Below are 20,111 nucleotides of genomic sequence, written 5' to 3'. Positions count from 1 at the left end.
CGAGCATGACCTCCACTCTCACTCATCGGCAAGTGGGACACCCTCCACGATGTGCCGCTGAATCGCGTCGGCCCATTCGTCCATGGTGTCCTCGAAGTCGTCGCCGAACGCTCGTACGTAGTCGTCTGCGTCGCATGACAGGGACGTCATACGGTACTTCACGAGTGCGCGGCTTCGGCCCTTCCCGGCAGGGGTCACGCTTACGTCCACCAAGGCAACGTGGTGGTCCGGCACCAAGTACACAAAGGCCGCTACGCCCGCTGCGGGGTCGTGACGAGTCTGCACCCAGGTCGCGGTGCCGACGCCCTTGTTGGTGGTCTGGAAGACGACGCCTTCTCCCGGACCGGGTTCGCGCGGATACACCTGACGCGGGTTCCACGCTGCCACCCATCGTCGTTCGCCCTCCGCGTTGAATAGCGGGAACGCCTGTGTAAACGGCAGGGCCATCTCGACCACACCTGCTCTCTCTACGTGGGCCCGCTCGCCGGTGTCAGTCACGACGGTGCTTCCAGTGCCGATGGTGCAGGCAGGACGACCGTCGGTTCACTCGCCGCCGCAGAGCATCTCCGACGGGTCTGTGGCCCGCCGCCCGCTGCGCGGGAACCCAGCAGGCCAGCACGGCGAGGAGCACCGCATCGGTGACCGCGAAGAGCGCCGACACGAATGCTCGTTCCGTGAGCGGGTCGCGTGGCGCAGCGGCACGGCCCCACTCGGCGTCAGGCGGTCCACATAGAATCCCGGCATGGATGTGGACAGCGCCAGACGGCTGGTTGCGCGGGCGGCGCGAATAGTCGGCTTCACCGGCGCGGGTATCTCGACCGAGTCCGGCGTGCCGGATTTCCGCAGCCCGAACGGCGTGTGGGCGCAGAACCGCATCGTCGACTTCCAGGAGTTCGTCTCCAGCGAGGCGGGACGCGTCGAGTACTGGCGGCAGAAAGCCCTCGCCTGGCCCGCCATGCGCGACGCGCAACCGAACGCCGGGCACTACGCCTTCGTCGAGCTCCACCGGCAGGGACGGCTCGACGCGCTGATCACGCAGAACATCGAGCGCCTCCACCAGCGCTCGGGACTGCCCGCCGACAAGGTCCTCGAGTTGCATGGCACGACCACCGAGGCGGTCTGCCTGACCTGCGGCGATCGCATTACCTCGGACGAGGCGTGCCGGCGCATCGAGGCCGGCGAGAAGGCGCCGCGCTGCCGGCGGTGCGGCGGGCCCCTCAAGCCGGCGACCATCTCTTTCGGCCAGGCGATGCCGCACGACGTCATGGTGCGGGCGCAGAGCGCGGCGGAGACCTGCGACCTGATGATCGCGGTCGGCTCCTCCCTGGTGGTCGAACCGGCCGCATCGATCCCGCGCATAGCCCGGCTGGCCGGCGCGCGGCTGATCATCGTCAACCGCGACCCGACCCCCCTCGACGGCATCGCGGACGCGGTCGTGCACGGTGAGATCGGCAAGGTGCTGCCCGAGCTGGTGCGCCGGGACGGTGACTGAGCAGACATTCCACGGGGCGCTCGTGTGGGCCGTGTTCGCGATGGCGGTCCTGACCTTCGTGAGCCTGCTACGTCTTAACGCGCCGTACGGACGGCACTATTCGGGGCGCGGCTGGGGCCCGGAAATGTCGAACCGGGCCGGGTGGGTCGTCATGGAACTTCCCGCGACCGCCCTCTTCGCGGCCATCTACTTCGTGGGAGGGGCGGCCAGTCAGCCGGTTCCCCTGGTCCTTCTCGGCATCTGGCAATGCCACTACCTGCACCGGACCTTCGTCTACTCCCTTCGGACGCGAACTGCGGGCAAAAGGATGCCCATTGCGGTCGTGGGCACCGGGTTCGCCTTCAACGCGGTCAACGCGTACGTCAACGCGCGTTTCATCTCGGAGTTCGCGGAATACGGCGCCGCGTGGCTGGGAGATCCGCGTTTCCTGGCTGGGCTGGCCCTCTTCGCGGCCGGCCTGACCCTGAATGTCCACTCGGACAACATCCTGCTCGGCCTGCGCAAGCCCGGCCGAACTGGATACTTCATCCCGCGCGGCGGGGCATTCCGCTACGTCTCCTGCCCCAACTACCTAGGGGAGTTGCTGGAATGGTTCGGGTGGGCGCTGGCCACGTGGTCGCTGGGCGGGCTCGCGTTCTTCACGTACACGGCGGCCAACCTCGTCCCCAGGGCGCTCAGCCACCACCGGTGGTATCGGGAACGGTTCGCAGACTATCCAGCGGGACGCAAGGCCGTGATCCCTGGAGTGCTCTGAGAACATGCCCACATCGACGGGAAAGCCCCGCGGGATCCTCGGCGCGGTCGGCCTGTGGACGCGCTGGTTGCGGTCTGTGGTCCTGTTGGCCGTCCTGGCCGGCAGTTGCGGCGAGTTCGGCCCGTCCATTCCAACCGCCCCATCGGGTCCGTCGCTGAATGGAACCTGGCTGGGATGGTTCAGCAGCCTGTCTACGGAGTTCAGGACAGCAACGTTGACGTTGCTCCAGACCGGTTTCGTCCTCAGCGGTTTCTGGACGGTATTCGAGGCTGATGGAACAAGGTCCGGCACCCTGACCGGGACGGTCGCCGGATCAACGGCGATCCTGACGCTTCAGCCGTACGATACGGCGGAATGCTCGATCTCCATGGTGGTGGCGATCGCTACCACCACGCGGATGGAGGGCACGTGGGAGACACGCGATTGCGCCATGGCCCACACCGGGACTTTCCGGTTCACGCCTCAATGACGGGTTTGTCGCTGCCCTCGACGAGTTCTCACTGAACAGGAGAACTCGTTGCTCGATCCTGCGCAGTACTGGGTCAAGACCGGAGCTGCAACAGTGAGTCGTATGACGGTTGCTGTTCTTGCACCCGGCGAAGCGTTCGGGAACCGAAAGAGACGCGTGCAGGGCCGTTTCCGTCATCATGGTGCGGAATACCACTTGTGGATCAAGCTCATTGCCGCAATCGTCGAGTGTTCGGGGAGCCCCAGATGAGCACGTCCGTATTGACGGTTGGCCACTCGACGCACCCGATGGCCGACTTCGTGGCCCTGGTTCAAGAGCATGGCGTCACCACGGTTGCGGACGTCCGCTCGGCACCGTACAGCCGTTCAACCCGCAGTTCAATCGGGAGACGTTTTCGGACGCCCTGCGGGAGCACCGTATTCGGTACGTGTTTGTCGGGCGCGAACTAGGCGTGCGGTCGAAGGATCCGGCCTGCTACGAAGACGGACGGATTCAGTACGCGCGATTGGCTCGCACCGTCCTGTTCAAGCGCGGCCTGGACCGCGTAGTGCAGGAAGCACGAAACTACCGAGTGGCGCTCATGTGCGCAGAGAAGGACCCGATTGACTGCCACCGAACGATCCTGGTCGGGCGCGAGTTGTTGCGACGCGGAACGGATGTCGCACACATCCTCGCGGATGGCAGGCTCGAACCGCACGACGAGACTGTGGACCGCCTGTTGGCTCGGCTCGGCATGGCCGAACCGAACCTGTTCTTCTCACGGGTTGAACTGATCGAGCAAGCGTACGCCGCACAAGCCGCACGGATTGCCTACGTGGACGAAGGCGCCTCCGGCGAAACAGTGGACCTGCAGTCATGAGACTAGTGACCATCGGCTTCACAAAGAAGAGTGCGAGGCAGTGGCCGAGTACCTAGATCGACACTGGGGCGACGTCGAGATCCGGCATTTGAGCTAGAAGACTGGCGTCCCCTAGAACGTCGCGCGGCGGATACGGGCGGCTCAGATGCCCGGTTCGCGAATGCTGTAGTTGTCGTTGCGCCACATCAGCATGCGTCCGTCGGGCATCTCCTCGAAAACGAACTCCTCCCCGAGTTCGCCGTCGTCGCGCACCCGCCGGAAGGTGCCGTCTTCGATGTGGCGGAGGCGGGTGAGCGCTTCCAGCGGATCGTCGGTGGGAAGCGGCAGTACCTGCAGTTCGCCTTCCCGGATGAGCACCGCGGCCTCTCCGCCGAGAGGCCGCTGGTAGGTACCGGTGAAGGGCGTGAGCGCCTCCCGAGCCGCCGTTTCCCGGCCCCCCGAACTCGCAGCGGACTCACCGGCAGCACCAGCGCCGCCGGTCTTCCCGGCCGCCTTGCGGAGGGCGGGCGCTACGATGTCGTAGGCGGTCTGCGCGAACCGGCGGGCATTCACGCCCTGACCGTTGGTCATGAACACCGTGGCAATCTCGTCCTGCGGACGCAGCAGCAGATGGCTGCGGTATCCGGGGCAGGAACCCCCGTGTCCGACGAATGTGTCTCCGTCCGACTTCCACACGGAGAACCCCAGGCCATAAGTGGTTTCGCCATCCGGTTCGAGCCAGTGCACGCGGTGCATCTCGCGCAGCGTGTTACGGTCGAGCAGCTCATCGTCTCCATCGAGCACGCGGAACTGCCACGAGGCGAAGCGCGCCAGGTCCTCAACCGTCGAGATGAACCCGGCGGCGGGGCTGATGCCGCGCACCCAGTAGTCCGGAACCAGTTGGCGCTTGCCATCCCGCCCGCGCAGGGTGTAGCCGCTCGCCAGCCGGTTTCCCCGGAACCGGTCCTCCAGGTCCGTGAAGGTGCTGGTCATCCCGAGCGGGTCGAGGATGTTCGCGCGGATGTAGTCGTCGTAGGCGCGCCCGGACGCGGCCGCCACGATCTCGCCAGCCAGCGTCAGCGCCAGATTCGAGTACTGGTAGTAGGTCCGCGGGGGATACAGCATCGACTGGGTGGACACCGTCGCGACGATCTCCTCGTGGGTCGGGAAGGGATAGTCCGGACCGGTCCAGTACGGAACGCCCACTTCGCGCGGAAGACCCGACGTGTGCGTCAGCAGCCCTTCGACCGTGATCGCGCCCTCCTCCGGATCCTGGTCCCGCATCTCGAACCACTCCAGGTGCTTCCCCACCGGATCGTCGAGGTCGACCTTGCCCTGGTCGCGCAACTGCAGCACGCCGACCGACGTGAAGAGCTTCGAGATGGAGCAGATGGAGTACATCGTCTCCGCCGTCGCGGCCTCCTCCCGCTCCACGTGGGCATACCCGTAGCCCTTCGCCCAGACGACCTCCTGGTCGTGCACCACCGAGAGCGACGCGCCGGGTATGCCCCGGTAAGCCTGCGCCGCATCCATCCAGACATTCAACAGATGGAGGGCGTCGGCGACGCCGTCATCGTCCGCGAGCGGCTGTTGCGCGTGAAGCGGAACTGCGGCGTGCAGGAAGAGTGCAAGCGCCGCGGCGACGGCCCCGTTACGCAACGCTGACGGTGGCTTCATCGGGGTTCTCCAGAACTGGCGAGACGCCGCCGCGTCGCCCTCTCATCGAGCGTCCATCAGTCGACGGCAAAGCAGTAGAACAGGCCGGCCCCGCCCGTAGCCACCAGATTGTCCTGTGAGCAACCGCGTGACGGGTGGGCGGTGTTCCAGGACGAACCCGGCGTCGTGAAGGAATAGCGGTCGGCGTGGCCGAGCATGGCGCTGCCGTCACTATTGCTGGTCCAGTTGCCACAGGTGCGGTCATCGCCCGCCGGAAACGCCGTGCCGTCCATCTGTGTGCCGGTCAGCACGTCGTGCTCCGTGAAGTCGGGGTCCCCGTCGATGCGGGATGCGAACTGGTTGCCGTTCTCGTCCAGCGAGTGGGTCCAGTTGAAGTTGGAGTTGTCGTAGTGCAGGCTGTCGACGTTGGTGGCCATGACGAGGCCCTCCGAGTTCGCCCACGGCCCTTCCCCGATCCGATCGCGTGCGTTGACCGCTCCGGGGCCCTGCGTGCTCAGGTAGGCCCGCCAGGTGCGGTCGCCGGAGCCGGCCGCGGCCGCCAGCGACTGGCAGTGGGCGTCCGCGCCGTCCAAGCCACCCAGGTTGGCGCCGTCGCCGACGCCGGTACTCGTGACGAAGAAGCCCATCGGCGGTGGCTCCTCCTCTTGCTGGGCCATGACCGATAGCCCGGACAGAACCAACGCACCGAAGACCGCCGCAGCCGCCCACTGGATTCGTTTGTTCTTCATCTGAGCTCCTTTCAGAATGGCCCGAGAGCCCATCTTACCCCACCCTCACCCGGGCGCCGCCGCTGCAGGGAGTGTCGCGGATATCATCACGAGCGGAGGTAACGGGTGAGGGAAATCTACGATTGGGCGCGCTGGTTCCGAGAGCTCACCGAGCGGATCGCGGAGGGTGGTGAGACTTCGCTGTTCGAGAAGGCCAAGCAGGTGGACTGGAACGGGGAGCCGGAACTGCTCAAGCACGGAGATCGGGGCATCGATCCGTTCTCGTTCATCTACACCTTGGCTCAGAAGAACACGCGGTACCAGCGGCCGCGCGTCTATCCCAGCGTCACGGCGTGCTTTGAGTTGACAGCTCCCCTTCCCGACTTGGAGAACGACGACCTCTACCTTTTCCCCGTGCCGCCTGCAGTTGCAATTGCTGTGTTCCATGACAGTAGGAACTTCAGCCCGGAGCTGCTCTGGCGTCTGTTTGGACAGGCGATCACGGACGAGCCGCGAATCGACCCAACTACCTTTCGAGAGGTCCTGAAGATCAAGTTCGTCGCACAAGTAAAGTTGACCCACGCGCTGTACCTGATCAACCCGAACTACTTCGTGCCGGTAGATGCGTTGCAGCTCGTCCCCGCAAACAAGGACACGAACCTGAAGGGCTGTGACTACGACGGATTCATGGCAGCCTTGAACAATGCCAAGCGGACGTTCCCCGGATGCCGTGGGTGCGAGCTCAACACGTTCCTGTACAGCCACTACATGTCCACCTCACCGCTGCTGAAACCCGAATCCAGGTTCTTCCAGATCAGCACGAACGCCTATGGCAGCGATCGTTGGGAGGACTTCGACCGGAGCAACGCGGTGTACACCGACTCGTCGAGGCAGGCAGGGGACACGGGCCTTTGGGAGACGGCGGCCGCTGGCAGCGATGGTCGGGGCGCGCCGTATCCGCTGACGGAACCCTCTCGGGGAGACGTCATCCTGGTACGTACTGGCGTCCGGAAAGGGCGTGCAATCGGTATCGTCCATCGAAATGACTATGCCGAAACCGATGGACTGAACGAGAAGAGCAGACTTCACGTGTACTGGATCAACAAGTCTGAAGCTGATTTCGTCCCAGGCACCCAGACCGATAGGGTGGCTTTCTCGGAGGTCAATCCTCACCTAGCTACCTACCGGGCATTTCGTCAAGCTACCGCGTACCGGCCGACCTTCACGCTGACCGACGAGGCAATACGCGATCGTAATGGGCCGGTCGACCCAAGTACTACGCATCCTCTGAACCAGATCCTCTACGGTCCGCCCGGTACCGGAAAGACGTGGCACACGGTTACGCGCGCGGTGGCGATCGTCGAGGACCTAGCAGTTGGTGCGGTGACGCACGAGGATCGCGACAGCGTTAAGCGCCGGTTCGATGAGCATAGAGAAGCCGGACGGATCGAGATGGTGACGTTCACGCAGAACACCACCTACGAGGACTTCGTTGAAGGCATTCGGCCCGTTCTGGTTGGCAGCACGAGCCGCGGCGCGGCTGAACCGGCCGATAACGAAGATGTCGGTGGGGATGTCCGCTACGAGTTGTCGCGCGGCGTGTTCCGGCACATCGTGGATCGCGCCAAGCAGGCCCCGGACCAGCGCTACGTGCTCGTGATCGACGAGATCAACCGCGGCAACATCGCCCGGATCTTCGGCGAACTGATCACCCTGATCGAAGACTCGAAGCGGATTGGCGAGGACGACGAAGCGCGGGTGACGCTGCCCGGCTCGAAGGCGGAATTCGGCGTGCCGGCGAACCTGCACGTGGTCGGGACGATGAACACCGCAGACCGATCCATCGCTCTCTTGGACACTGCGCTCCGCCGGCGGTTCGTGTTCGTGGAGATGATGCCGGACCCATTCCATCCTGGCGTCAGCGCGAACGCGGACGGTGTCGATTGTCGCAAGCTTCTGGCCGCCATGAACCGGCGCATCGCGGTCCTGCTGGACCGGGAGCACCAGATCGGGCACACGTACTTTCTGGGTGTCGACAAACTGCCGGCCCTCGCCAGCATGTTCCGGACCCGCATCATTCCGCTGCTGCAGGAGTACTTCTACGACGACTGGGCAAAGATCCGCGCGGTTCTCAATGACAACGAGTTCGTCCAAGTATCGGAGCCGCCGGAAGAGCTGGTCAGACGGGATCTGGTGGATGCCGATCGCGCCGTGTACAGCCTACTGCCAGACGATGACGGCCGCTGGATCTCCCCGACAGCGTACCGGGCAGTTTACGAGACGAAGGCGTCAGCGGAAGACGGAATAGCGGCACCGAGCGCCTGACCATGCCAGCCCCGCGCGTGCTGGTGGTTCAGGAGCACCAGGCGCTGACCGGATTGCGTGAGGACGAACAGCGTGATCTGGAGAGATTCGCGCTCACGCAGCCGACCGAAAAACAGGATCAGTGGCGACCCGTTCTCGCACTCCGGAACGGTCGCCTCCACGCACAGAACTATGTCGGCGTCATCGAAACGCGCCGCGGAACCGTGATCGAGATTCTGCCGAAGGTCGATCTCTCGCACGACAGGGGCGGTACGACCGGACACCTCGGCGAGCAGCCGGGTGGCCCTCCTGATTCCATGACCAGCGGGGATGAAAACACCCGGCGGGTCTTCCTGACGATGCTGCGGGACTGGCGCGGCCTCGGGCAAGCCGAGCTTGACGGTGCAAGCATCCGCGCGATTCAGCGCTTCGACATGTTCGAGGCGTTCGTCCATCTGTTCCTGACGAGCGTCGTTCTGCTCACCCGGCGTGGCCTCGCCCGGGCGTACCGGACGCAGGAGGCAAATCTCGCTTGTCTGCGGGGCCGGATCCTGTTCCCGCCGCACATCCGCGAGAACTTGGTCGATCGCTCCCGCTTCTACGTCGGGTACGACGAGTTCACCGCAGACCGACCCGCGAATCGCCTTATCCACCTCGCGCTACGACGGCTCACGGCTATCGTTCGCCATCCCGCGAACCGTCAACGGGTGCAACAGTTACGCGTCGTATTCTCCGATGTGCCATCGTCGAGAAACCTGGATGATGACTGGGCGCGCCATCGCGTGGACCGGTCGATGCGACATTACGACGCGGTGATGCCGTGGGTCGGATTGTTCCTGTTTGGGCAGGGTCTCGCTACGTTCGCCGGGCCGCACGTCAATCGCGCGATGCTGTTTCCGATGGAGGACGTGTTCGAGGACTTCGTAACGGCTGCCATTCGACGACATCAGCGCGACTTCACGGTGCGTGCTCAGGGGCCGATGCGGGCTCTAGCGAAGGACGGCGCGGGCAGGGAAGCCTTTTGGCTGAAGCCGGATATCGTCCTGAGCGATCGCAGGCAGGTCCGGTTCATTCTGGATGCGAAATGGAAGCGTCTTGATCCCCGCGCTGCCAACCATGGCGTCAGCCAGGAAGATGCGTACCAGCTCTTCGCCTACGGGAAGAGATACCGCTGCCCACGTGTCGTCCTGCTCTATCCGAGGACGACGGAGTTTCACCACCCGCTCATCTTCCGATTTCCGGATGATCTCGATCTGGAGATGGCGTGCTTTCCGTTCAACGTGGCCGATCCGGCGGGAGCCGTTGGCGCGTTGATGCGGGATCTGCTGCGCTGACCACCGCGGCCCGGTTCCGGGCGCGTAGAATCGCCACAAACGCCAGGATTCGAGCCGAAAGCCGAGCCCGGACAAGCGAGCGCAGCGAGCGTGGGAAGGGTGGAGGCGAAGGCCTGAATCCCTGCCTCACCGTCATTCCGAAGCAACGCGAAGGAATGGCGGTGAGGCAGGGATTCGAACCCTGGGAGGAGGTTAAAGCCCCCTCAACGGTTTAGCAAACCGCCGCCTTCAGCCTCTCGGCCACCTCACCGCAAGGAGAGTGCGAGCCGGAACCACGCGGGAACCGACCGCGCTTCCTACGATATCGCACTTCCCCGGGCGCTCAAAGCCGAAGAGCGTGTCCATGGCGATCGTATCGTGCAAATCGTAGGATTGAATCGTAGAATATGCACGATGTGGATTGATCGCCAGATCGAGCCGCTTCTGCTGCAACGGGCCGCAACCCGCCCGGTCGTCGTGCTGACGGGCGCCCGCCAGACCGGGAAGACCAGCCTGATGCGCCGGCTGTTCCCGGACCACACCTTCGTGACGCTGGATCTGCCGAGCGAAGCGGAGCAGGCGGAACGCGATCCGGACACGTTCCTGGCGCGACACCCACCGCCGGTGATCCTGGACGAGGTGCAGTACGCACCCGGCCTCTTTCGCCACGTCAAGGCGGCCGTCGATCGGGAGCGCGGGCGGTACGGCGCCTTCCTCCTGACCGGATCGCAGCCGCTCGGGTTGATGAAGTCGGTCTCGGATTCGCTGGCGGGTCGTGCCGCCGTCATCGAGCTGGAACCGCTCTCGTTCGCCGAGGCAAGAGGGGCGCATCCCGACCTGACCGCCGAGGACTTCCTCGTGCGCGGCGGCTTCCCCGAGCTCTACGAGAACCGCGATATCGAGGCTGAGGGCTTCTTCCGTTCGTACGTAGCGACCTACCTGGAGCGGGACCTGCGGCAGTTGCTGCAGGTTGCGAGCCTTCGCGACTTCGAGCGCTTCGTACGCGCGGCCGCCTTGCGCTCGGCGCAGTTGCTCAACCAGGCTGATCTCGCAAGGGATACCGGCATCAGCGGCTCCACCGCCGGTGGATGGCTGTCCGCGCTCTCCGCATCGCATCAGGTCATGCTTCTCGAGCCGTGGTTCGCGAACCGGACGAAGGGGCTGGTCAAGCGGCCGAAGCTGTACCTGCGCGACGCGGGGCTCGCGGCGTTCCTCTGCGGTGTGCACACAATCGAGGGGCTGCGGTCCTCGCCGCTCGCCGGCGCTCTGTGGGAAACGTTCGTCTGCGCCGAAATCCGCCGCGCGCAGTCCAACCGCCGTGGTGGCTGGGACTTCCATTTCTGGGCCGACCGGACGCGCGAAGCGGACTTCCTGCTGCATCGCGCAGGGACGTTCCACCTAGGTGAGGCCAAGTGGACCGAGCATCCGGATGCCCGGGACGCCGGCGCACTCCTCCGGATCGCCCGCGAGTTGCCGCCCGGCTCGGTTCGCTCGCTATCGATCTTCTGCCGGGCCCCGAACGCCTATCCCCTTGACGACGACGTGCGCGCCATCCCGCTCGGGCAGCCGGAGGCCCTTGCCGACTGGACGTAGGTTCAACGACGAGCTTCGACGGCGCGCGCCGACACGAGCAGGTTCGTCATGCTGTAGTTCCCCTCGTGACAGGCGTACTCGAAGAGCGGTCCGTCTGTCGCGCGCCACGGCAAGGTAGCGGTCCACGGCCGCGTCCAGACGCTCGGGTCGGTCACGGTGAAGGCGTACTCGAGGGAGTCCTCGCCACGCCGGGTGAACCGCTCGACGACATGGCCGTGCGGGCCGGACCCGAGATACTGCGCCTCGGGATGGAAGTTCGTCGTCTCGACGACGAGCGTCGCGCCCTCCCAGCGTCCGCGCGAGACGCCGAGCCACTGCCGAATCGCAGCGGGCAGGCCGGGCCGGTCGGTCACGGGAATGATCCGGAAATCATGGATCCTCTCCCGGAGAATGACGACGTATCCGGGCGCCTGCAGGATCTGGACGTGGTCGTTCTCGCCGGCGGCGCGAACCGGCACCTGGCGGTCAGCGATGCAACGGTCGTTGGGCTCCATGTCCTCCGGCCCGTGCGCCGGTCCGAGCCCCCATCTGGCTTCCTGCAGCCGTTGCGCCTCTGCCGAGGCCTCGTAAGCCTCCCGACTCGGCGTCCTGGGCGGCAGCCGGCCGTCCGCGGGATCGGTGATGAGCGACGTCCGCCCCGTCGAGCCGCCGATGTCCCACCAGAACTGGTTGAAGTTGAGGGAGAGGTCGAACAGCGGAGTCAACTCGCTACGGCGCTCGGAGGTCGCGAACGTGCGCGACTCGAGGTTGGCGGCCTCCACTTCCTCCTCGGTCAGCCACTCGCGGCCCGCGTATTCCTCCGGCCGCTGCAGCGGCGTATTCGTGGAGTAGTTCCACAGGCCCTGCAGGTCGGGATCGCCCCATGGCGTCGCGCTTTGGCCTGCCAGGGGCCGCGGCGCCCCGCCGGCGGCCACGGCCAGCACGGCGAGAACGAGCACCGTCCGCCTCATGGCCCTTCTCCGGTTAGAACGTCAAGCCGCCGAGGATTCCACGATGAGCTCGCGACCGAGTAGCCGGAGCGCCTTCTGCAACCGGTTCGCGGCGGTGGTGTGGCGTGGATCCAACATGCGCCGAACGACCTTGTCGTCGACGCCTAGACGCCGGGCGAATGCAAGTCGCGAGAGCCCGCTCTCCCGAAACGCCAGCACGAGTGCCGCCTTCGCAGCCATCGTTGGCGGGACGGCAACCCGCCGCTCTCCACTCCGCCGGGCGCTTGGTGGTGGAATCGCCTCACCGTCTACGATACGTCCGGCAATAGCCTCTTCCAAGGCATCCGCCGCTTCGCTCAAGGCCTCGACCTCGTTCGCTCCGGAGGTCAGGCACTCCGGTAGATCGCGAAAGGAAACGACGATCTCGTCAGGACCGGTACGCTGTAGGCGCGCTGGATAAATGAAGCGCATCGCCGGAGGGCACTCAGAAACCAGGACACATGTGTCCTATCGTCAATATACCAACACCGCAGCCTGGAGTCTCGTCTCAGCGGATGATCCAGAGCTCGGTCTGAGGCCCCGACAGGTATTCCACGCTGCCGTCGCCGCCGACGAACGTGTCTTCCTCGCGCATGATGTCGACCGCCTGGCCGTCCCACTCGGGGATCGGGACGGTGACGCGGTACTCCAGCGAGATCCACTCCCTGGCGCGCAGCGGGAAGCGCGGGTGGTCGCCGTAGCGTTCCGGCCAGTCGAAGATCATCCAGACGCCGGCGTCGTGGACCCAGTTGCCCTGCGCGTGCGAATAGACGAGTGAGTCGATCCCCTCGTCCGCGCCGCGCGACTCGGCCGCGGTCTTGATCTGGATGCCGGTTCGGCCCACCTGGAACTCGTCGAGGATGATCTCGGCCATCCGGCTCGAGACGTCGAACGCGTGGCGCAGTCCGGCCGGCGGCTCGGTCTCGCCCTCCCGCAGGACGTAGGCCATCTTCTGCTGATCGGTGACGAGGCCGGAGCTGCGGACGCCGAAGTCGACGTGCAGCAGGTCGCCCCGCTCGATGACGGGCTCGGCGCTGTCGTCGATCGGCTCGGCGCCGCGCCGCTGCAGGTCAAGCGACGCGGGGAAGTTGAACTCGAAGCCCTGCCGCTTCCACTCCGCCGTGATCCAGTAGTGGACGTCCATCAGCGTCGTGCGGCCGGGCGTGATCACCTCGTTCGAGAGCGCCCGGCGCAGGATGTCGAACGTGGCTGCGCTTGCGTCGAGGACGATCGCCTCCTCGGCCGGCGTGCGCGTCGAGACGTACTCGACGAGCAACGGCTCGGACGAGACCAGGCGATCGCGGTACGGCGCACCAATGGCGTCGATCAGGTAATCCTTCAGCTCGGCCGTCAATCCGTCCGCCATGCTGATGGTGCGCGACTGGTTGATGGCGATACGCCGCGGATCCCGGCCGGTGATCCACTCCCGGAGGTGCGGCGCCAGCCCCTCCTCGCCGTACAGGACGCGCTCGTCGTAGAACGGCGCCAGGTGATCGCTCAGGTGGGTGCCGAGGGCCGCGGTCTCCAGGCCGCTGTCACCCGCGTCGCGGAAGAGGTAGGCGTTCCGGTGGCCGTACCAGCCGGTAACGCCGTAGCCGCCGAACAGTTCGAGTGCCGGATCGGGCGCGTTCTCGCGGCTGAGGATGATCCAGAGGTCGATCTCGTGGGCGCGCATCAGCGGGAGGAGATTCGCGCGCATCTTCTCCGCCTTGACTGTCCACTCGCGCTCGACTCGCTCACGAACCAGTTCCGGCGTTGGCTGGGCGCCGGCCGGGATCGCCAGGTGGAGGACGGCGCCGAGCCCCAGCGCAACGAGGCCGAGAAACCTGCCGCTAGCCATATTAATAAGAATGCCTCGTGTGCTTAATGTGCTAGCAGTCTGGCGATGCATGGTATTAACACTTGTCGGCAATACCATTAATACACAAAAGTGCCGCCTCCATAGGGCGGTGGCAGCCTCAGCCGCGCGCGAGCTGCTCAGCCGTCGTAGGTGATCCGGTAGATGGCGCCCACCTGATCGTCGGTGATCAGGAGCGCGCCGTCCGGCATGACCTGCACGTCGACGGGGCGGCCCCACGAGTCGTTGATCGCGGTATCCAGCCAGCCCTCGGCGAAGATGGAATAGTCGGTCACCCGGTCGCCGTCGAGGGTGGCGACGGTAATCCGGTAGCCGATGTGGCCCGCCTCCGCCGACCGGTTCCAGGAGCCGTGCTCCGCGATGAAGATCTGGTTGCGGTACTCCGACGGGAACATGCCGCCGGTGTAGAACCGCATCCCGAGTGCGGCGACGTGGGGACCCAGCTTCCGCGCCGGCGGGCGGAACTCGCTGCACGGGCGCGTATTGAACTCGGGATCCTGGATGTCCCCCTGGTGGCAGAACGGGAAACCGAAGTGGAGGCCCGGCTCCGGGGCGTGGTGCAGCGTGTCGGCGGGCTGGGTATCGCCCAGGCGGTCGCGGCCGTTGTTCGTGAACCAGAGCTCATCGGTCTCCGGATGCCACGAGAAACCGACCGAGTTCCGGATGCCGTGCGCGTAAATCTGCAGGTCGCTCCCGTCCGGGTTCATGCTGGTGATGGTCGAGTAGATGGGCGTCTCCGCCTCGTGGTCGCACACGTTGCACGGCGCGCCGACGGGCACGTAGAGACGGTCGTCCGGGCCGAACGCGATGAACTTCCAGCCGTGGGCTCGATCGGAAGGGAACGAGTCGTTGACGATCACGGGTTCGGGCGGCGACTCGAGGTTCGCCTCGATGTCGTCGTAGCGCCAGACCCGGTTCACCTCCGCCACGTATAGCGCGCCGTCACGGAAGGCGACGCCGTTCGGCATGTTGAGGCCGGAGGCGAGGGTCAGCACGCGGTCGGCCGTCTGATCGCCGTCGTCATCCAGCACCGCATAGACGTTTCCCGCCCGGCGCGTGCTGACGAACAGCGTGCCGTTCGGACTCAGCGCCATCTGCCGCGCGTTCGGCACGTCCGCGGCGTACACGTCGATAGAGAAGCCCGGCGGCAGGGTCAGCCGATCGAGCTGCGGTCTGCCCCCTTCCTCCTGCGCCGCCACGAGGAGACCAACTCCAAGCACGAGAACGCTTACCAGAATCGCTATCGTCCGAATCGTCATGACCTGACCCTCACTCCTGCCGGCGCCGAGGCTGGCGCAGTGTCATCCATCCGGACCGACGTGCGCACCCGGCGCGTCAGTACCGGAAAAGGTACTGGAACTTCGTGAAGACTGCGCGGTTCGTCCGCTGCAACGCCGTGACCGACGGAAACAGCTGCTCGGTGTAGCCGTCACCATCGAGGTCGTCGTAGATCAAGTCGCCCTGCCGGTAGTGATCGTCGTAGCCGATGTAGAACGCGGTGCCGGCGTTGACGCGGTAAGTGAACAGCAGGTTCAAACCGAGCCTCTTGTCGAACGTGTTGTACTCCGTGATGTTGCGGAGCAGAAAGCGGTCCGTGAACTGATAGGTGCTGAGCGCGCGCAGGATCTTGACGTCGAATACGAGGATCTCGCCGCTCCGCGGATCGAAGAAGTCGCTCGTGCTCAGGTTGATGTCGGACTGGAATCGGGAGACCGGCCGCACCGTCGCATAGAAGCTCCCGGAGCTCCCGTAGCCGAGGTAGGGGAGGAGAGCCGCGTCGTATTCGTACTTCACTTCGTCGCCCCGGCGGTAATAGCCACCGAACGACAGGCGCCGGCTGGTGTTGATCTGCCCGCCGAGCGACACCAGGCGTTTCTCGAAGTTGATCCCGCGGAACCGCTCCATCTCGTCCCGGTAGTCGACATTCAGACTGATGTTCCTCGCAAACTGGATCCGGAAGCCGCCGCGGACTTCTTCGTCCTCGAGCACGCCGTCGTAGTTCTGGTTCCAGGCGTAAATGAGGCTCGGCCCCCAGCTCACGATCGTCCCTTCCGGCCGGAACGTGTAGCCAAGCCGACTGAAGATCCGCTGCTGATCGACCCGCCGGACGAAACCGAGGTCGTGCCGGAAGTCGGGTGACAGCGCGTACGCGAAGATGGACGCGCTCCAGTGCCGGCTGTTGAGGCGCCAACTCGCGTCGAACAGCTGCCCCTGCCGGCTGATCCCGTCCATGTCGAGGTGGTCGGACTGCATCGCCTTGAACCCGACCGACTGGGTCCGTCCCAGGCGGAAGTTCGCGTCGATGCCGCCCAGCGTGCTGTGGCTGCCCATGAACGCCCGGTGCGTGAAGAGCGTGCCGATGTACGATTCGGCATACAGGTCGTAGCGCGCGCGGCCGGCGAAGTTGTTCGCCTTCTGCCCGAAACCGAGCACCCCTTCATCCACTCGGCCCGGCGCCTCGTCGTTCGCCGCAAAGACGCCGATCGTCGTGTTGCCCACCTTCCCGGTCAGCTTCGCGCCGAACTCCGGATCGACGATCTGCCGGGTATGGAGAAACGTGATCGGGCCGGTCATCTGGAAGATCTCCGCCCCTTCGAGGAAGAAGGGCCGGAGTTCCGGGTACCGGAGCGCAAACCGCTGATTGACTTCGATCTGCGGCAGGTCCGATTCGATCTGCGAGAAGTCCGGGTTGAAGGTCACGTCGGCCACGAGATTCGACGTGATGCCGTACTTGACGTTCAGACCGCCTTCGGGCTGCGCGTCGCCCGTCGCGAACGTGGAGCCGTTCAGCGATCCGTGCTGGATGGCGGTGAAGGTGGGCAGGAACTCCAGGTTGCGACTCAGGGAGAGGTTCGTCAGGCCCTCCAGCACGCCCATCTGGGTCAGGAAGCCCGAGACGTTCCGAGTGACCGGCGCCCAGACCTGGTATTCGTCCTTGCTCCGCACGTCGCGCACCACCTGGAAGCCCCAGCGGTGCGGGACGTCGCGCTCCCGTTGCGGATAGCGAAGGCTCTTGAACGGGATCGCCATCTCGGCCGTAAAGCCGTCCTCGACGATCTGGCCGCCGCTGTCGAACAGCGCGTCCCACGACGAGTCGCCCGTCGGCGGGGCGCCGCCCCCGAAAAAGAAGCTGCCGCCCCGGCGCCGTCCGCGGCCGCCGCTGCTGAAGCCCCGCGCGTTGACGACGGCGTCGCCCTGGACGCCGTAGCCGTTCACAGAGAAGCGGTAGGCGCGCTGCTGATCGAGAAACGTGTCGAAATAGATGGACACGTTGTCGTCCTGGAATGCCTGATCCCGATCGATCCGGTTCGCCCGCATGATGCCCGGATCGCTGTAGTGCGCGTGGACCGCGATGTAGATGTTCTGCGTGTCGTAAGCGATCCAGACGTCGGTTTCCTCGGACGCCGGGGCGCCTTCGACCGGGTTTTGCTGCACGAACTCGGTCAGATGGATCGCGTCGCGCCACACCGCGTCGTCCAGCCGGCCGTCGATCCGCGGCCGCTCCGCCACGCGCGGCGGCCGGATGGTGGGACGTCCGGTGAGTATGCCGACGCCTTCCGCCACGCCGAAGCCGGCGGTGGTGGGGGCTCTCGGCAATTCGATGCCCCCCTCGGCGCCGTTCGGGCGGGCGGGCACCCTGGATGGCGGCACGCCCAGCCCTCCGCCCGTCCGGTTCCGCGGTGGAGCGGGACGTCGCGGCACGAGGGCGTCGTCCTCGGACGGTTGCCCGGGCGTGCCACGCAGGGCGCGATCGAATATGTCACCGACGCTTCGGTCACCGGTACGGCTGGTGTCGTCGACGGCAGCGTTGCCGCCGTTGCCATTCCCATTGCCATTACCGTTGCTGGCGGCGTTTTCCGCGCCGACGAAACCGTCCGTTCCGAAACCCTCCGCCGACGGCGAGGCTAACTCCGGCGAGCCGGCCGCCGCCATCGGGCCCTGCTCCAACGCGTTCGCCAGCGCGTCGCCCAGTTGCGCAACCACCTGATCCTGTAGGCCGAAGAGGTCGGCCGCGTCGCCGTCCACCCTGATCCCGGCCGCGATGTTGCCGGTCTCCGTATCGACCAGTCGCGCCGTGATCCGCATCGAGTCGCCGAGCCGCTGGTAGCCGCCGGCCACCAGCCATGCCGCTCCGAGCCGCCTCCCTTCCTCGATCGCCGCGTTATCCGTGCCGGCCGTCGCAAGCCCTTCCGCGTCTTCCGGCCGGATGACGGCAATCGCGTCCAGTTGCTCGAAATCCACCAGAACCGTCTCGGCGATACCGTCGCCGATCCAGTCGTCGGCATCGGCGCCGGAGATGTTCACGAACGGCGCCACTAGCACGCTGGGCGGCGCCTGCGCCATCGTCGCGGCGGGCGCCAGAAGCACCAGGCACACGAACATTGCGAACGGACGTTTCAGTAGCCGCACCATGTTGGTCAGGAAGGTCTCTCGACCCGAACTGTTAATGATAGCCGAACCGCCGCGCCGCAAGCTCCGCACCCCTACCCGGTCAAGACGCAGGGTGCCGAACACGTGTTTACTCCGAGCCGACCGCCCGCCGCCGGCCGAGGCCGGCAGCCCGCGCGGCCGCGAGGAACTTCGTAGCGGCGTGCGTCTGCTCGCCGGAGCGGCGGTAGACGAGGCGGACCTGGCGCGGCAGGCGCAGTTCCGGCACACTGGCGGCGGCCAACTGGCCCCTCGCGATTTCCTCCCGCGCGCACCGGGCCGGCAGCAAGGCGACACCCAGCCCCATCTCGACCGCCCGTTTGATCCCGTCGAGGCTCGGAAGGCCGATCTGGATGTTGATGTCCGTGTGCCGCTGCTCGTAGAGGCTGAGCACGCGCTCCCGGGCCGGGGACGCTTCGTTGTGCGCGATGACCGTCTGGCGGCCGAACTCCGCCATCGTGATCCGCTTCCGCCCGGCGAGCGGGTGCGACGGCGGCATCAGCATGACCAGCTCGTCCTCGCCGAGCGACAGCGATTGCAGGCCCCGTTCCCGCGGCTCGAAGGTCAGGACGCCGAAGTCGAGCGTCCGGTTCAGCACCTGTTCCGTGATGCGCCGCGCCGAGACGCGCCGCACTTCCACGTGGGCGTGCGGATGTTCGGCGCGGAAGTGCTCGACCACCGGCAGCAGGATGTGGACCGCTCCCTCGTTGGCGCCGATGGACACCCGGCCGCGGCGCAGCTCCTGCAGTTCGCGGACCGCCTGCTCCGCCTCGCCCCTGAGCGTGGTGAGGCGCTGCGCATAGTCGAGCAGCAACTCCCCCGCTTCGGTCAGTCGCCCGCCCTTGGACGACCGGTCGAACAGCCGCTCGTCCAGCTCCGCCTCGAGGCGGCGGATGGCCTGGCTGATCGCGGGCTGGGTCCGGTGCAGCCGCTCCGCCGCGCGGGAAAAACTCCGCTCGGCGGCGACGGTCAGGAAGACTTCGAGTTCCGCGAGATCCATGCGGGCCGCACCTGCGAAGGAGTATAAGCGACCGTTATTGAGGCGCCCACGTTATCAGCAGGTATTGTCGGAAGGCGCGCCGGTGATGCCGGCCTGGAGGCCGGCGCACCAAGCCAACGTACCAAGCTGGCGCACTGGCTAGTGGACCACCCGGCGGCCGGCCCGGCGAACCGACGGCGGGCGTCAGTCGACGACGTAGCTGAACAGCTTGAACGCGCCGTCGCGTTCGAGGATCGACCCGAAAAGGGCGAGTTCCTCTTCCGCGCCCGCCTCGTCGCGCACCGTGAGGACGGTCTCCCGGTGAACGCGGTAGGTTTCGTAAGGCGTCGTCTCGCCGTCGAACCCAAGGTCGACGAGCGTGTAGCGCTTCCCGCCGTGCCGGTTGATTAACCGGCGCATCTCGTTGTTGCTCTTCTGGTGGAGGTCGCCCCAGACGTAGTCGAACGGCAGCCCGCGTTCCGGGCGGCTGGACGGCAGCTCCGGCCAGACGACCGTCCGGAACTCCAGTTCCGACAGCGGCAACGCCTCGAGCGTGGCGCTGTCCCCGTCCGCCAGGGCCGCGAGCACGCCTTCGGCGAGCGCTTCGGGCGAGTCGAACGTCCGGTGCAGCGGAGACGGCACGCCGTCACTCGCCACACTCCCGCCGCAGGCCGCCGCGAGCAGCACCACGGCCAGAGCCGGAAGCCCGACGAGTCGCGCGGTCATGACTC

Annotated in this window: 16 protein-coding genes, 1 tRNA gene and 1 pseudogene; 7 read left to right on the top strand and 11 right to left on the bottom strand. The window is 66.0% G+C overall.

Annotated features, from left to right (window positions below; translation table 11 throughout):
• Positions 1-18 precede the first annotated feature (18 nt).
• Positions 19-498 carry a hypothetical protein gene (locus tag F4Y45_00160; protein ID MXY22925.1) on the bottom strand — a complete coding sequence of 160 codons (480 nt, stop codon included), beginning with the start codon at positions 496-498 and terminating at the stop codon, positions 19-21.
• Between the two features lie 244 nt (positions 499-742).
• Between F4Y45_00160 and F4Y45_00155 the strand changes: the two genes are divergently transcribed.
• The 4 genes and pseudogenes from F4Y45_00155 to F4Y45_00140 all read left to right on the top strand — a co-directional run bounded on the left by F4Y45_00155 (position 743) and on the right by F4Y45_00140 (position 3,574).
• Complete coding sequence (locus F4Y45_00155) at positions 743-1,492, top strand: hypothetical protein (protein ID MXY22924.1); 750 nt, start codon at positions 743-745, stop codon at positions 1,490-1,492.
• Between the two features lie 40 nt (positions 1,493-1,532).
• Positions 1,533-2,246 (top strand): DUF1295 domain-containing protein, encoded by a 714-nt coding sequence (locus F4Y45_00150; GenBank protein ID MXY22923.1) that lies wholly within the window; start codon positions 1,533-1,535, stop codon positions 2,244-2,246.
• 4 nt (positions 2,247-2,250) lie between these two features.
• Complete coding sequence (locus F4Y45_00145) at positions 2,251-2,715, top strand: hypothetical protein (protein ID MXY22922.1); 465 nt, start codon at positions 2,251-2,253, stop codon at positions 2,713-2,715.
• A gap of 245 nt (positions 2,716-2,960) precedes the next feature.
• Positions 2,961-3,574, top strand: a pseudogene (locus tag F4Y45_00140) (DUF488 domain-containing protein).
• 141 nt (positions 3,575-3,715) lie between these two features.
• Here F4Y45_00140 and F4Y45_00135 read toward each other — a convergent pair.
• Entirely contained in the window at positions 3,716-5,230 is a 1,515-nt protein-coding gene (locus F4Y45_00135) for a beta-lactamase family protein (GenBank protein MXY22921.1), read from the bottom strand.
• A 56-nt stretch (positions 5,231-5,286) separates the two neighbouring features.
• A complete protein-coding gene (locus F4Y45_00130) occupies positions 5,287-5,958 on the bottom strand; it encodes a hypothetical protein (protein MXY22920.1) in 672 nt (223 codons plus the stop codon).
• Positions 5,959-6,063: 105 nt separating this feature from the next.
• Between F4Y45_00130 and F4Y45_00125 the strand changes: the two genes are divergently transcribed.
• Both F4Y45_00125 and F4Y45_00120 read left to right on the top strand, forming a co-directional pair.
• Complete coding sequence (locus tag F4Y45_00125; GenBank protein ID MXY22919.1) at positions 6,064-8,262, top strand: AAA domain-containing protein; 2,199 nt, start codon at positions 6,064-6,066, stop codon at positions 8,260-8,262.
• 2 nt (positions 8,263-8,264) lie between these two features.
• Positions 8,265-9,575, top strand: coding sequence for a hypothetical protein (locus F4Y45_00120; GenBank protein ID MXY22918.1), 1,311 nt, complete (start codon positions 8,265-8,267; stop codon positions 9,573-9,575).
• A gap of 156 nt (positions 9,576-9,731) precedes the next feature.
• Here F4Y45_00120 and F4Y45_00115 read toward each other — a convergent pair.
• Positions 9,732-9,825: transfer RNA gene (locus F4Y45_00115), tRNA-Ser, on the bottom strand.
• Positions 9,826-9,968: 143 nt separating this feature from the next.
• On the opposite strand from F4Y45_00115, the gene F4Y45_00110 reads away from it, so the two are divergent.
• Complete coding sequence (locus tag F4Y45_00110) at positions 9,969-11,147, top strand: ATP-binding protein (protein MXY22917.1); 1,179 nt, start codon at positions 9,969-9,971, stop codon at positions 11,145-11,147.
• A gap of 2 nt (positions 11,148-11,149) precedes the next feature.
• Here F4Y45_00110 and F4Y45_00105 read toward each other — a convergent pair whose 3' ends face one another.
• The 7 genes from F4Y45_00105 to F4Y45_00075 form a co-directional block, all read right to left on the bottom strand.
• On the bottom strand, positions 11,150-12,097 hold the full coding sequence (locus F4Y45_00105; GenBank protein MXY22916.1) for a hypothetical protein: 948 nt from the start codon (positions 12,095-12,097) through the stop codon (positions 11,150-11,152).
• A 21-nt stretch (positions 12,098-12,118) separates the two neighbouring features.
• The gene (locus F4Y45_00100; GenBank protein MXY22915.1) at positions 12,119-12,547 is read right to left on the bottom strand and encodes a type II toxin-antitoxin system HicB family antitoxin; all 429 of its coding nucleotides are present in this window, start codon (positions 12,545-12,547) and stop codon (positions 12,119-12,121) included.
• Between the two features lie 76 nt (positions 12,548-12,623).
• Entirely contained in the window at positions 12,624-13,955 is a 1,332-nt protein-coding gene (locus tag F4Y45_00095) for an aminopeptidase P family protein (protein ID MXY22914.1), read from the bottom strand.
• Positions 13,956-14,092: 137 nt separating this feature from the next.
• Positions 14,093-15,232 carry a sorbosone dehydrogenase family protein gene (locus tag F4Y45_00090; protein ID MXY22913.1) on the bottom strand — a complete coding sequence of 380 codons (1,140 nt, stop codon included), beginning with the start codon at positions 15,230-15,232 and terminating at the stop codon, positions 14,093-14,095.
• 76 nt (positions 15,233-15,308) lie between these two features.
• The gene (locus tag F4Y45_00085; GenBank protein ID MXY22912.1) at positions 15,309-18,386 is read right to left on the bottom strand and encodes a hypothetical protein; all 3,078 of its coding nucleotides are present in this window, start codon (positions 18,384-18,386) and stop codon (positions 15,309-15,311) included.
• Positions 18,387-18,492: 106 nt separating this feature from the next.
• Positions 18,493-19,401 carry a LysR family transcriptional regulator gene (locus tag F4Y45_00080; protein ID MXY22911.1) on the bottom strand — a complete coding sequence of 303 codons (909 nt, stop codon included), beginning with the start codon at positions 19,399-19,401 and terminating at the stop codon, positions 18,493-18,495.
• 183 nt (positions 19,402-19,584) lie between these two features.
• Complete coding sequence (locus tag F4Y45_00075) at positions 19,585-20,106, bottom strand: hypothetical protein (protein ID MXY22910.1); 522 nt, start codon at positions 20,104-20,106, stop codon at positions 19,585-19,587.
• Positions 20,107-20,111 lie beyond the last annotated feature (5 nt).

The sequence above is a fragment of the Acidobacteriota bacterium genome (assembly GCA_009838525.1).
Classification (GTDB): Bacteria; Acidobacteriota; Vicinamibacteria; order Vicinamibacterales; family UBA8438; genus VXRJ01.
The sequence above is the reverse complement of the archived record's forward strand: the minus strand, read 5'-3'. Positions and strand labels throughout refer to the sequence as shown.